13 protein-coding genes are annotated in these 12,663 nt (G+C 38.0%); 3 read left to right on the forward strand and 10 right to left on the reverse strand.

Annotation, left to right across the window (positions count from 1 at the left end; genetic code table 11):
- Positions 1-230 precede the first annotated feature (230 nt).
- Together lepB and ACW2QC_RS08575 are read right to left on the reverse strand one after the other, a co-directional pair.
- On the reverse strand, positions 231-782 hold the full coding sequence (lepB, locus tag ACW2QC_RS08570; RefSeq protein ID WP_457543549.1) for a signal peptidase I: 552 nt from the start codon (positions 780-782) through the stop codon (positions 231-233).
- A 55-nt stretch (positions 783-837) separates the two neighbouring features.
- Positions 838-1,500, reverse strand: coding sequence for a TVP38/TMEM64 family protein (locus ACW2QC_RS08575; RefSeq protein WP_457543550.1), 663 nt, complete (start codon positions 1,498-1,500; stop codon positions 838-840).
- Positions 1,501-1,720: 220 nt separating this feature from the next.
- Here ACW2QC_RS08575 and ACW2QC_RS08580 point away from each other — a divergent pair, with 220 nt between their 5' ends.
- The gene (locus ACW2QC_RS08580; protein WP_457543551.1) at positions 1,721-2,110 is read left to right on the forward strand and encodes a hypothetical protein; all 390 of its coding nucleotides are present in this window, start codon (positions 1,721-1,723) and stop codon (positions 2,108-2,110) included.
- On the opposite strand, the gene ACW2QC_RS08585 is transcribed toward ACW2QC_RS08580, so the two are convergent.
- From ACW2QC_RS08585 to ACW2QC_RS08600, 4 genes are all read right to left on the reverse strand, one after another.
- Positions 2,058-2,582 (reverse strand): competence protein ComK, encoded by a 525-nt coding sequence (locus tag ACW2QC_RS08585; protein ID WP_457543552.1) that lies wholly within the window; start codon positions 2,580-2,582, stop codon positions 2,058-2,060. The genes ACW2QC_RS08580 and ACW2QC_RS08585 overlap by 53 nt on opposite strands.
- A 179-nt stretch (positions 2,583-2,761) precedes the next feature.
- Positions 2,762-4,315: a fatty acid--CoA ligase family protein gene (locus ACW2QC_RS08590; RefSeq protein ID WP_457543553.1), complete on the reverse strand. Its 1,554-nt coding sequence runs from the start codon at positions 4,313-4,315 to the stop codon at positions 2,762-2,764.
- Positions 4,316-4,552: 237 nt separating this feature from the next.
- On the reverse strand, positions 4,553-5,548 hold the full coding sequence (locus tag ACW2QC_RS08595; RefSeq protein WP_457543554.1) for a lipoate--protein ligase: 996 nt from the start codon (positions 5,546-5,548) through the stop codon (positions 4,553-4,555).
- 78 nt (positions 5,549-5,626) lie between these two features.
- Positions 5,627-6,358 (reverse strand): MBL fold metallo-hydrolase, encoded by a 732-nt coding sequence (locus ACW2QC_RS08600; protein WP_457543555.1) that lies wholly within the window; start codon positions 6,356-6,358, stop codon positions 5,627-5,629.
- Positions 6,359-6,455: 97 nt separating this feature from the next.
- Between ACW2QC_RS08600 and yhfH the strand changes: the two genes are divergently transcribed.
- Positions 6,456-6,584 carry a protein YhfH gene (gene yhfH / locus ACW2QC_RS08605; protein ID WP_106498078.1) on the forward strand — a complete coding sequence of 43 codons (129 nt, stop codon included), beginning with the start codon at positions 6,456-6,458 and terminating at the stop codon, positions 6,582-6,584.
- Positions 6,585-6,856: 272 nt separating this feature from the next.
- On the forward strand, positions 6,857-8,674 hold the full coding sequence (pepF, locus tag ACW2QC_RS08610; RefSeq protein ID WP_457543556.1) for an oligoendopeptidase F: 1,818 nt from the start codon (positions 6,857-6,859) through the stop codon (positions 8,672-8,674).
- A gap of 23 nt (positions 8,675-8,697) precedes the next feature.
- Here the strand turns inward: pepF and ACW2QC_RS08615 are convergent, their stop codons facing one another.
- The 4 genes from ACW2QC_RS08615 to hemE all read right to left on the reverse strand — a co-directional run bounded on the left by ACW2QC_RS08615 (position 8,698) and on the right by hemE (position 12,539).
- Positions 8,698-9,036 carry a hypothetical protein gene (locus ACW2QC_RS08615; RefSeq protein WP_457543557.1) on the reverse strand — a complete coding sequence of 113 codons (339 nt, stop codon included), beginning with the start codon at positions 9,034-9,036 and terminating at the stop codon, positions 8,698-8,700.
- Between the two features lie 85 nt (positions 9,037-9,121).
- On the reverse strand, positions 9,122-10,519 hold the full coding sequence (gene hemY, locus ACW2QC_RS08620) for a protoporphyrinogen oxidase (RefSeq protein ID WP_457543558.1): 1,398 nt from the start codon (positions 10,517-10,519) through the stop codon (positions 9,122-9,124).
- Positions 10,516-11,457 (reverse strand): ferrochelatase, encoded by a 942-nt coding sequence (hemH, locus tag ACW2QC_RS08625; RefSeq protein ID WP_457543559.1) that lies wholly within the window; start codon positions 11,455-11,457, stop codon positions 10,516-10,518. Before hemH ends, hemY begins: the two co-directional genes overlap by 4 nt.
- A 47-nt stretch (positions 11,458-11,504) precedes the next feature.
- A complete protein-coding gene (gene hemE, locus ACW2QC_RS08630) occupies positions 11,505-12,539 on the reverse strand; it encodes a uroporphyrinogen decarboxylase (protein ID WP_457543560.1) in 1,035 nt (344 codons plus the stop codon).
- Positions 12,540-12,663 lie beyond the last annotated feature (124 nt).

Here is a 12,663-nt window from a genome sequence, read left to right on the forward strand (position 1 = left end):
TGCCAGGGCACTTTCGCTTTTGATTCTATTTGCCAAGAACAAAATTTGCTTGGGAATGACCTCATTTTCAGAACGAGCCACATCCAGCTGCAGTGCCCAACGACTAGTAGACTTCCTTCTCCTCCTTACGATAAGTCAACATCGAATCGCTACCGCTCTTCGTGTTTCCTTTATCTCATACGGTTCAGTCCAGTCTATACGTCGCTGCCCGGGCACTTTCGCTTTTGACTCTATTTGCCAAGGCTGAAACTTGCTTGGGAGAGTGGCCAGTATTTGATGTCTACTTTTCCGACAAGCTGTTCAACCGAGATGAAGCCGAATGCTCGACTGTCTAAACTATTCTCCCGGTTATCCCCCATCACGAACAATTTATCGTGTGGTACTTGCCTTGATCCAGTCGTTTCCATTAATGAGAAATCCTCAGTAAACGTTTTTTTTCCATTAGCGTTTTTAAAAGGATAGAGAAAGTCCTCTTCAACATATTCATTGTTGATAAATAGCTTATCATTTTCATATTTTATCTTATCACCAGGTAGCCCTATTACTCGTTTCACATAATCCTCTTGTTTATTAGCGTGAAAAACGATGACATCAAAACGATCAACATCTTTTAAATCATAAATTACTTTATTGACCATTAACAAATTTCCATCGTAAAGTGTTGGTTCCATTGATTCACCATCGACAACATAGCTAGCGAATAACACAGTACGAAAAACAATCGCTAAAACGACAGCAAAGAAAACAACTGGAATAATTCTACGATAATTAAACTTTTTCATGTTTGTTTCCTCCAGGGTTATTCTCTTTCTACATCATACCCTGTTTAGAAATTATTTAATCATCATTATCCCTTTTAGAAAATTCCCTTATGGTACTGGTTTTATGTTGTAACCTTTTTTCAATATATTTACCAAGTATCCAAAACAATGTAATACATATCCCAACAACTATTGTCCTGACTGGGTTCTCAGCAAACGACATGATACTTACACCAACATATGCCATCGTAAAAATCATCACCGATTTTCCTAATATGACGGCTAAGGCAAATTGCTGCAGACTGATTTTTGATAATCCTGATACAATATTAATTACCGATGATGGTGAAAATGGGAAACACATAAGTAAAAATAATGGCCCAAAACCATGCTTTTCAAACCAATTTGTTACTTTATGTACTTGTTTGTTTTTTCGTATTGCTTTAAATATCCGCTTATCACCAAGTCTGCGAACGATCATAAAAACAAGAATTGCTCCAAGACTGGACCCTAACCAAGATAATAAAAAGCCTTCTAATAGACCATACGCAGCAGAATTTGCAAAGACAAAGACAACTAACGGTAAAAACGGCAAAAAAGCTTCAAGAAATGGCAACAAAACACCTGGTAACGGTCCTAATTTTTCATAATCACTCAAAAGTTGTTCAATATAATCATCTAATAAATCATTTTCAATTATCATTCTCCAATTAGCTATGCTGATGTTTAATACATACATTTAGTTAAATCCCCTCACACATTTTACGCGCCTGAATTTTACTATTTATTGACTTTACATACTTTTATTTTAATGTAAACAGTGAAATATGCATAGCAAAATTAAACGTTTTTAGCCTCTTTCTTTCCATTATTAACAACTTTTCCAGTTTTAAATTGTATTTTTAATTCATTTTAACATATAATAGGTTAGAACAAACGTTCCATGTGGAGGGGATTTTTTGCGCTATCTTAGTGATCAAGAATTAGAGGTTGCTTCGCGCTTTCTGTTTCTGTCAATGGCAATTATCGTGATTCAACAAGATGTTCAGCATATTCAGATAGGGGCGTTTAAAATTAAGGAGCCCTACTTAAAACTATTGGAGAAGATGACTACTGAAGCAACAAATGAACGAAGAAAATTACGCAATGAGATGACGAAAAAGAATATTACAATCGTTACCTTAAACCACAATGATTCTTTTTCATCTTACCTTTTCGTTTGTCAAGGTCATGAAGAGCAACGAAACTATTTTAATCCAGCAATTCGTAAAAAGGTTGAAGGAATCATTCATGAACTTATGCATAAGGTTCTGCTACGATATCAACAGCATGCTTCCGCAAATACTTGAACCGATTATCCAGTAAGTAACGAAATTGTGCTGTTCGTTGTACCTGATTCAATACCGAACCATATGAAATATCCAAAATAACTTTTTTGCCTGTTTTAAACAACAATTCTGTGTGTTGATTTGAAGCTCTATTTACTTGGTCAATATGGGAGTGTGCAATCCATGAACATTTAGGACTTGACGGTGATGTTGTTGGAAAGAAATACATGCCACTAGCTGGATCAATTGCTATCGGTGCTTTGTGTGTAATACCACAAATATCTCTGGTCCCGTCTTGTCTGCCTTTCAGACTGGCTCCAAAGAACTTACAAGCGTAATCAACAATCTTTGTGGGGCTTTGTTCTGCGGTGATTTCTTCTTGTTCTTCTAAAATACATGTTGAAACTTTCCCTGCTTCACCCTTTTGCACCAACACCGCCATTGTTAGAGGAGTAATTTCATATACAGGTTCATAGTAATAATTATTCATCATTTTTTTACATCCTTTCCATGTTAAATGAAAAAGAAAGAGGCTTATTTACTAATTTAGCAAATTTTGTAGTAAAAAGGTACTAAAAAAGTTAATTTTCACAAAAGTTCACAAATTGTTCACAAATTAGTCCAAAAACAAAACGATGCTCTGGAAAAATACTATCCAGAGCATCGAATCTATTACATTTCGACCTTTTCTCTAAGGTTTTTTCGTAAAATTTTTCCTGTTGTATTCTTCGGAAGTTCCTCTAAAAACACTATTTTTGTCGGAACTTTATATTTTGCCAAGTGACTTTCACAAAACTCATGTAGTGCTTCTTCTGTTAAAGAAGGGTCATTTGCTACGACGAAGCTAATAACCGCTTCGCCTGAATCTGGATCTGGCGTACCAACAACCGCTACTTCTGAAATACTAGGATGTTCGTACAACACCTCCTCAACTTCACGTGGATACACATTATATCCACCAACTAAAATCAAGTCTTTTTTACGATCCACAATGTAAAAATAACCCTCATCATCCATTCGTGCCATATCTCCTGTATAAAGCCAACCATCCTTTAATGTAACAGCCGTTTCCTCAGGCATTTTATAGTAACCTTTCATCACGTTAGGGCCTTGAACAACTAACTCACCAACTTCACCAACTTCCACTTCTTCGCCAAATTCATCCACTACTTTATTTTCAACGTTAACAATATTTCTTCCAATTGATCCAGGTTTTCTTGGCTGATCTAATGGGTTAAAACATGTAACTGGAGATGCTTCAGATAAGCCATATCCTTCTGAAACAACAACATTAAATTCTTTTTCAAATTCCTTTAGTAACGCAACAGGCATTGCAGAACCGCCAGAAATACATAAACGAATTCCATCTAAATCTATCTTATTTCCTTCTGCCTTCATCCCTTTTGCGGTTTGGAGTAAATAATTATACATTGTTGGTACTCCGGCAAAAATTGTTGGTTGATGTTCTTTTGTAATTCGGAACACTTCTTGAGGTGAAAATTTCGGCATAATAATTACTGTCCCGCCATTCATCAGCGGTGCGTTCAGTGCGACCGTTAAACAAAAGACATGGAACATTGGTAGTGCTGCAATAACACGATCCTCTCCATTAATTGTTAAATAATCTGCTACATCTTTCGCATTGGAATAGAGGTTTTTATGGGTTAACATTGCCCCCTTAGGCTTTCCAGTGGTACCAGATGTGTATAAAACAATCGCCATATCGTCCTCATCAAGCTCAGAAGCGGAGAATTCAAGGCTGCCTTCTTCAATCAACCGTGTAAACGATTTCAATTTAGTTTGCAGTGGGCTACCTTCAAGCGTTATCTCTGGGTTCGTTTCACAAGATATGTAGTGTGAGACATCTGGTAAACCATCCGCGATTGCCACAAACTTGTCCAATAATACATCCATTGTAATGACTGCTTTTACGTCACCGTTCTTCAAAATATAGGTTAGTTCATGTGGGGTGTACAATGGATTTATCGGAATAACAACTGCACCAAGACGAAGTGCACCATACAATCCAATGACGTAATACGGACTGTTGCCTACTACGAGAGCAATATGATCACCTTTTCGATATCCTAGCTCATATAAACGAGATGCAAATTTAGACACTGCCCCCTCTAGTTCCTGGTAGCTTGTCTTGTTGTCTTGAAATACAAATGCTGTTTTCTTTGGATGGTTTCTTGCTGTAATTGCTAATTGATCACTTAAATTCACTTTTAAGCCTCCTCAATATTATGAATGAGTAATCATTCACCGTATGCGATAAAATTCATATTAATTATAAAATACAGACAATCGTTTTTCAAGTGTAAGCAGTTCCAGTTGGAGGTCCATAGTCTGACTATGAACCAAATTAGGTAATACTTTTTGGCAATGTTCACACATACAGCTGGGACAAAATCCAGTAAAAAGGCCTGTCTTCCAAACACGGAAGGACAGGCCCTTGGTAACTTAATATAGCAAATTAACAAAATCTTCTTTTGATATTTTCCCAAGATAATGCGGTACATCAACATCAGCTAAGGCTTCTTCGATCGCCTTCCGCTCATGACGAACACCGATTAATTTCTTTTCCACTTCTGATACTTCACCGATACCGAAGAAATCACCAAAAATTTTACAGTTTTCAATGATACCCTTTTTAACATCTAATCGAACATCGACAAGCCCAGCAGCAAATTTATGTGATGCTTGAACGTTAAATGATGGTGATTTACCGTAATTCCAATCCCAATTTTGATACCGTTCTTTGGAAATTTGATAAACATTTTCCCAGTCTTCTTCTGTTAATTCATATCGGGGCACATCTTTAACATCTTCTACATCAAAAATATACCTTAGAATCAGCTCTTTAAACTCGTCCATGGTAATTTTTTCATCAAGAAACTCAGAAATATTGGCAACACGACTGCGAATCGATTTAATCCCTTTTGATTCAATTTTTTCTTGTTTCACATTTAATGCAGAAACAACATTTTCAATTTCTGAGTCAAGCATTAACGTTCCATGGCTAAACATGCGCCCCTTTGTTGAGAACATGGCATTACCGGAAATTTTACGTCCGCCAGCTGCAAGGTCATTTCTTCCTTTTAACTCTGCTGGAACACCTATCTTATTCAGTGCTTCTACTACTGGCTGCGTGAATTTCGCAAAGTTTTGGAAGCTATCCCCATCATCTTTTGTAATAAAGCTGAAATTCAAATTCCCTTCATCATGGTAAACAGCCCCACCACCAGATAAGCGACGAACTACTTTTATACCATTTTCGTCAACGTAATTGGTGTTGATTTCTTCCACTGTATTTTGGTTTCTACCAATGATAATCGATGGACTGTTAATATAAAAAAGCAAATATGTATCTTTTTCGCCGAAGTTTTGTAAAATATATTCCTCTAACGCCAAGTTGATACTTGCGTCTGTAATTCCTTTGTTGTCAATAAATTTCATTGCTTAAACCCTCCCTCAAATATTTGTCCAAATCCATTGTAATCCAATTTTGGCGGGCAATCAAAAGATAGATACGTACTATTTTTCCCAAACGAGTCCTTCATCAGCTAGCTGAATTGTACCGTTATAATATTGTTTAGCTTCACGAGCCAATTCTGTTACATCTCCATAATGTGGCAAATGGCTTAACATCAGTTCCCTAACACCAGCCTCATTTGCGATTGTGGCACCATCCTTGCTATTCATATGACCAGCATTTGAACCATCTTGATCGGCATAGAAATTACAATCGGTAATCAACAAATCTGCACCTTTGGCAAAATCACTCCACTCTGCTTTATACGTTGTGTCCGCGGTATATACGATCACATTTTCCCCATCAGTAATTCGCATACCATAACATGGAACAGGATGGTCTGTTTTGAAAAACGTAATGGAAAACGGCCCTACCCTAAGTTCTTTATTCGGATCATAAGCAATGCCTTCTGTACACTCATGCGTTAATGATGCAAATCCCTGCTGATCCTCCATATGACCATAAATTGGTAAAATTTCCTTCTCTTCACGCAAATACGATTGGACAAGCCAGGCATATTGCAACACACCAATATCTGCTACATGATCATGATGATAATGGGATAACACCACCGCATCAAGATCCATCACATTTTTGTAATTTTGTAGTTTAGCTAAGGAGCCACTTCCAGCATCAATTAATAATGTAAAATCATCCTTTTCCACCATATAAGCGGATGTCGCACCATTTGCTGCAGGGTATCCACCCCAAAAACCTAAAACAGTTAATTTCATTATAAACACCCCAAATTCAAAATTTGTTGTAACACACTATTGACAACTCGCATACTGTTATAATACAATACAGTTACTAATACAAAGGAGGATGAACATGGAAAACATCGTTGAATTTTATAAAAACTTACCGAAGAAGAAATGCCAACAATGTGGTGGCGATATCAACGAAAAGGCAGATTGCTATGGCAACATCTGCGACGAATGTGATCATCCAGCACGTTAGTATTAAATAATCGCAATAATAAACAAATCATGTATTACAACTGTACTATAACATTCTAACCATTTCTACTAAGCAGCTATCCCTTAGCTGTTTCTTTTTTTGATTAGTTTCTTAGAAAAACTAAACATTTACCTCGACTATAGTGAGTACGAACACTTCACTCTATTTTTTTTACTTTCCCCAAAGTGTGAAAAATCATACCATTCATGTTAATTTTGTATTATACTATTAATTAGAGTATCGAAATAATAGTATTGGAAGGGGAAAAGAATATGACAACAACAACTAGCGCAAAAAGGTTGCAGCGATCCGAAGTTCCTAATGAACAAACATGGGATTTGAGCGATTTATTTTCATCAGAACAAGCTTGGGAAGACGAATTAACAGCTATCCAATCAGATATTCCTAACGTTACTAGTTACAAAGGCAAATTAGGTGCTGATGCTGAAACATTGTTTAACGGACTTACAGCACTTGAGAACATCCAAAAAAGAATTATTCGTGTAGCGACCTATGCTAACTTACGTGCAAGTGCTGATGGATCAGATCCCGAAAATCAAGCTAACTCTGCAAAAGTTTCGTCTATACTAGCAGCAATTGGGGCTGAATTAGCGTTTGTTGATTCCGAATTATTAACGTTACCAGAAGCAACAATTGAACAATTTATGCAGGAGAAAAAGGAACTGAAAACATTTGAGAAAAAGTTAGCGGATTTGCAAGAAAAGAAACCATATACCCTTACACCCGAAATTGAGGAAACTTTAGCGGCTCTTAGCGAAGTTCATGATGCGCCATACATGATTTATCAACGCAGCAAATCATCAGATATGGAGTTTGCTTCCATTCAGGATGAGGATGGAAATGAACTGCCAATGTCGGCTGCACTTTATGAAGATCGTTATGAATTTACAGCTGATACGGATGTTCGCAGACAAGCTTATCAATCATTTACCAACACGTTAAATCAATACAAAAATACATATGCTGCAACATATGCTACCGAAGTTACTAGACAGGTAACCATGTCACGGTTACGAGGATATGATTCAGTGACTGATATGCTATTACATGGACAGCAAGTCACGCAAGAAATGTATCACAATCAATTAGATGTCATTCAAAAAGAATTAGCGCCACACATGCGTAAATTTGCGAAATTAAAACAAAAAGATCTTGGTTTGGAAGAAATGCGTTATTGCGATTTAAAAGCACCACTTGATCCGACTTTCAACCCAAAAACGACGTATGAAGAAGCTACATCGACAATTGTTGAGGCATTACAAGTTATGGGACCTGAATATAGTGAGATCATAAAGAAAGGGATCAATGATCGTTGGGTCGACCGTTCTGATAACGTTGGAAAAGCAAATGGGGCATTTTGCTCGAGCCCATACGGTGTACACCCATATATTTTAGTAACGTGGACAGACATGATGCGTGGCACGTTTATATTAGCACATGAGTTAGGGCATGCCGGTCATTTTTACCTCGCCGGGAAAAACCAATCGCTCGTTAATACGCGCCCATCAACTTATTTTGTCGAAGCACCATCAACATTGAATGAATTATTGCTTGCCAATCACTTAATCGAGAAGTCAGATGACAAACGGATGAAACGTTGGGTAATCAGCCAGCTACTTGGCACCTACTATCATAATTTTGTTACCCATTTACTTGAAGGAGAATTTCAACGCCGTATTTACGCTCTTGCTGAAGCTGGCACGCCATTAACCGCAAGTGTCTTATGCCAACAGAAGATAGAAGCAATCGAAAATTTCTGGGGTGATACAGTTAAAGTTGATGAAGGTGCAGGCTTAACATGGATGCGCCAGCAACACTATTACATGGGGCTTTATCCATACACCTATTCAGCCGGACTAACTGTTTCTACGGCCATGGCGCAGATGATTCAAGAGGAAGGAAAACCTGCTGTTGATCGCTGGTTAAACGTTTTAAAATCAGGTGGAACCATAAAGCCACTTGATTTAATCAAACAAGCTGGTGTCGATATGTCTAAACCAGATGCAATCAGAAATGCAGTCGCATATGTTGGAAAACTTGTGGATGAGTTAGAGAAAAGTTATGACTGAATTGTAAAATGAAGTTGTCCCATTTAATGAAGGAGATTTCCTTTATTAGATGGGATTGTTTTTTGGGGAGATGTTCTTCGGTCTCGGGTTGATGTTTTTGCTTTCGCGCCGATGTTCCTGCTCTCGGGCCGATGTTTCTGCTCTCGCGCCGATGTTCCTGCTTTCGCGCCGATGTTTCTGCTCTCCCGCCGATGTTCCTGCTCTCGGGCCGATGTTTTTGCTCTCCCGCCGATGTTTCTGCTCTCGGGCTGATGTTTCTGCTCTCCCGCCGATGTTTCTGCTCTCGGGCTGATGTTTCTGCTCTCCCGCCGATGTTTCTGCTCTCCCGCCGATGTTCCGGTTCTCCCGCCGATGTTTCTCACTCTAGCGCCGTAGCTCTCTCTTCCTAAAACGTCCCTCACCTAAACATATAAAAACAGCAGCACCTATTAAAATGCTGCTGTCATCTTATTTCAAAAATGTTAACACATCTGCAACTGCTTTCTCACCTTGCTCAATACAATCAGGTACACCGATACCTTCATATGAACTGCCAGTTAAAAACACACCAGGCAATTGCTCACTTGCTTGATCACGAACTTCGGCGATTCGTTCTTTATGCCCAACTGTATACTGCGGCATTGCATTTTTCCATCTGGAAATGACACTGAAATCGGGTTCTTGCGTTATATTCATTGTCTTATTCAAATCTTTTAGCACTATATCAACGATTTCCTCGTCCGATAAATCGACTACTGACTGATCATTTGGTCTTCCAACATAACAGCGCAATAAAACTTTTCCATCTGGTGTTGATGTTGGCCATTTTTTGTGTGTCCATGTACAGGCAGTAATTCGGAAATCACTATTACGTGATACAACGAACCCAGTACCATCAATGTCTTTTTTAATTGCTGATTGATCAAAAGCTAAGGCGACATTTGCGACGGAGGTTGCTGGGATATCATTAAATATCTTAAAGAAATCATATTGGCTAAACATTTTTGGTACCGTATAATGCGGTGTTGCCATTACAACTGCGTCAGCTTTACATACTTCCCCATTGCTGAGCAATACATGATAACCATGATCTTTCTTTTCAATATGATCTACTGCGGTATTCAGTGAAACGATATCACCCAACTGTGATTGAAGTTTTTCAATCAATGTCTCAAATCCACCGTCAAACGATAAAAACATTCCTTGCTTTTTCTTTTTATTCTTAGATGATTTAGGAGATGTTTCCCTTAAACCTTTTATCAAGCTACCATACTGTTGCTCCAACTGATAGAAATTAGGAAAAGTTGCCATTAGACTCATGTCATCAATATCCCCAGCATAGATTCCTGATAATAGTGGTTCAATCACATTCTCAAGTAATTCATTGCCGAACCGATGTCGGAAAAACTGACCAAGTGATTGATCCGCCTGTTCCTTCCCTTTTGGCAATGTGTAATCCAAACTAGCACGCATTTTTCCTCTCCAGGAAAACATTCCAGATAAAAGAAACGGACGAATTTGCGTTGGAATCCCCATACTAAACCCACTTGGCATTTTATGAAGTTTGTTACCTATCAGAATATAGGATTGACCTGTCCCATTTCGTACAAGTTTATCACGAATACCAAGATTCTCGACAAGTTTCACGGCGGGTTTCTTTCGCTCTAAAAACGAGTCTGGACCTTGTTCAATTGTAAATCCGTCACGTCTATACGTTTTAATTTTCCCGCCTAATCGATGACTTGCCTCCACTAATTTCACATTATATGGCAATTTATTTGCCTCAATCTCTTTTTGTAAATAATAAGCCGCGGTTAAGCCTGTAATGCCGCCACCTACAATGACGATTTGCTTATGATCGCTCATTCCGCTTCACTTCTTACTTTTTTCATCACAACATCAGCTAGTGTATCGATAAATTTCGGATGCGCATTTGGCATTTCCGGACGATAATAGTTAGCACCTAATTCTTCACAGACTACTTTGCACTCATAATCATTATCATATAAAACTTCTAAATGATTGGCGATAAATCCTACTGGTGCGTAGACAAATGTACGATATCCTTTTTGTTCATAAAGTTCTCTTGTTAGATCTTGAACATCTGGTCCCAGCCAAGGATCCGGCGTGTTTCCTTCACTTTGCCAGCCGATTTCATAATTCTTTATCCCTGTACGCTCTGAGATTAATTTTGCTGTTTCTTTTAATTGATCTGGGTATGGATCACCATTCTGTAAAATTTTCTCTGGTAAGCTATGAGCAGAAACAACCAAAACAGCATTTTCTTTCTGATCTGCTGGCATCTTGTCATAGACAGCATTAATTTGCATTGCCCAAAAGTCGATAAAGCCTGGCTCGTCATACCAGCTTTCCACAGAAACTATGTTAGGTTTACCGTGCTTTTTCGCTGCTTCATTTGCTCTTGCGTTATATGATTTAACACTAAAGGTCGAATAATGTGGTGCTAAAACAAGGGAAACAGCTTCTTCTATCCCATCGTTTGCCATTTGTTCCACTGCGTCTTCAATAAATGGTTCGATATGTTTTAATCCAATATAAACATGAAACTCATATTCTTCCTGGGATTCGTTTAAATTCGTTTCCAGTGCCTTTGCTTGTTCCTCGGTTATTTTGGCTAATGGAGAAATACCACCAATTGCTTTATAGCGATCCTTTAAATCCTGAAGCATTTCATCTGTCGGTTTTCTTCCGTGTCGAATATCGGTATAATATCGTTCAATATCCTCTTCTTTGTACGGTGTTCCATATGCCATAACTAGTAATCCCATTTTCTTTCTTTCCATTTTCTACATCCTTCCTAATCTATATACCAACTACTATCCCATATTGGTTACACACGTGAATATGTTTGAATAAGTTTAGTTAACTTTTTCAGTGTTGCTGGTTCAATATCTGGTGTTACACCATGACCTAAGTTAAAGACATGACCACCAACATTCTTGCTTTCATCTAAAATTGCTTTTGTTCGTTCTTCAATTGTTTGCCAATCAGAAAGCAATATTGCTGGATCCAAATTACCTTGTAAAACCTTGGTGACACCCATTTGTCTTGCTTCTGTAATAGATGTTCGCCAATCCAATCCAATCACATCCACTGGCAGGTCATTCCACTCTAAAAGTAGATGCCTTGCACCTACACCAAATAAAATTAACGGGACATTTTCCTGTTTTAGTTCTGTAAAAATCCGCTGCATCACTGGTTTGATATATTTTCGGTAATCAGCTGCATTTAGTGCACCTACCCACGAATCAAAAATCTGAATCGATCTTGCACCTGCACGTATTTGTGCTCTAACATATGCAATAATCATATCAGCCAATTTATCCATTAGTGGAAACCAAACTTCAGGACTTTTATACATAAAAGCCTTTGTCTTATTATAATTTTTCGATGGGCCACCTTCAATCATGTAGCTTGCTAGCGTAAATGGAGCACCACTAAAACCGATTAATGGAACACTTAACTGTTCTTCCGTAAGCAAACGAATCGTGTCCAGTACATATGGTACATCTGCTTCAGGATTGATAGCACCCAGCTTCTCAACATCTTGAAAATTTTCGATTGGATTATGAATAACTGGTCCTACATTCTTTTTAATCTCGACATCGATACCAATAGCTGGCAGTGGTGACATGATGTCTTTGTATAAGATTGCCGCATCTGTATTATAATGTTCGACAGGTAGGCGTGTTACATAGGCACATAATTCAGGCTGATGGGTAATTTCAAATAACGAATATTTTTTCTTTAGTTCCCGGTATTCCTTCTGGGACCTACCAGCTTGCCGCATATACCATGCCGGTGTATAATCCGTTTTTTCACCTTGATACGCTCTGATTATCGTGTCATTCATCTGTTTTGACATTTTATTCATCCTTTTCACATCTTTAGCTTGCAATTAACGGAAATTATTCCAATACACATTGTGACCTATTGAACATCTAGCTTTTACTATAGCGATTTCCAGTCTTTCTGTATAGCGAAGCACG

The organism is Virgibacillus sp. FSP13 (genome assembly GCF_054048505.1).

Bases quoted from the DNA above. Each gene is read 5' to 3' on its own strand.
- hemY (WP_457543558.1), bottom strand. From the start codon at position 10,519: ATGAGCGATCATAAGCAAATCGTCATTGTAGGTGGCGGCATTACAGGC.
- ACW2QC_RS08585 (WP_457543552.1), bottom strand. From the start codon at position 2,582: ATGATGAATAATTATTACTATGAACCTGTATATGAAATTACTCCTCTA.
- pepF (WP_457543556.1), top strand. From the start codon at position 6,857: ATGACAACAACAACTAGCGCAAAAAGGTTGCAGCGATCCGAAGTTCCT.
- yhfH (WP_106498078.1), top strand. From the start codon at position 6,456: ATGGAAAACATCGTTGAATTTTATAAAAACTTACCGAAGAAGAAATGC.
- ACW2QC_RS08595 (WP_457543554.1), bottom strand. From the start codon at position 5,548: ATGAAATTTATTGACAACAAAGGAATTACAGACGCAAGTATCAACTTG.
- lepB (WP_457543549.1), bottom strand. From the start codon at position 782: ATGAAAAAGTTTAATTATCGTAGAATTATTCCAGTTGTTTTCTTTGCT.
- ACW2QC_RS08600 (WP_457543555.1), bottom strand. From the start codon at position 6,358: ATGAAATTAACTGTTTTAGGTTTTTGGGGTGGATACCCTGCAGCAAAT.
- hemE (WP_457543560.1), bottom strand. From the start codon at position 12,539: ATGTCAAAACAGATGAATGACACGATAATCAGAGCGTATCAAGGTGAA.
- hemH (WP_457543559.1), bottom strand. From the start codon at position 11,457: ATGGAAAGAAAGAAAATGGGATTACTAGTTATGGCATATGGAACACCG.
- ACW2QC_RS08575 (WP_457543550.1), bottom strand. From the start codon at position 1,500: ATGTATGTATTAAACATCAGCATAGCTAATTGGAGAATGATAATTGAA.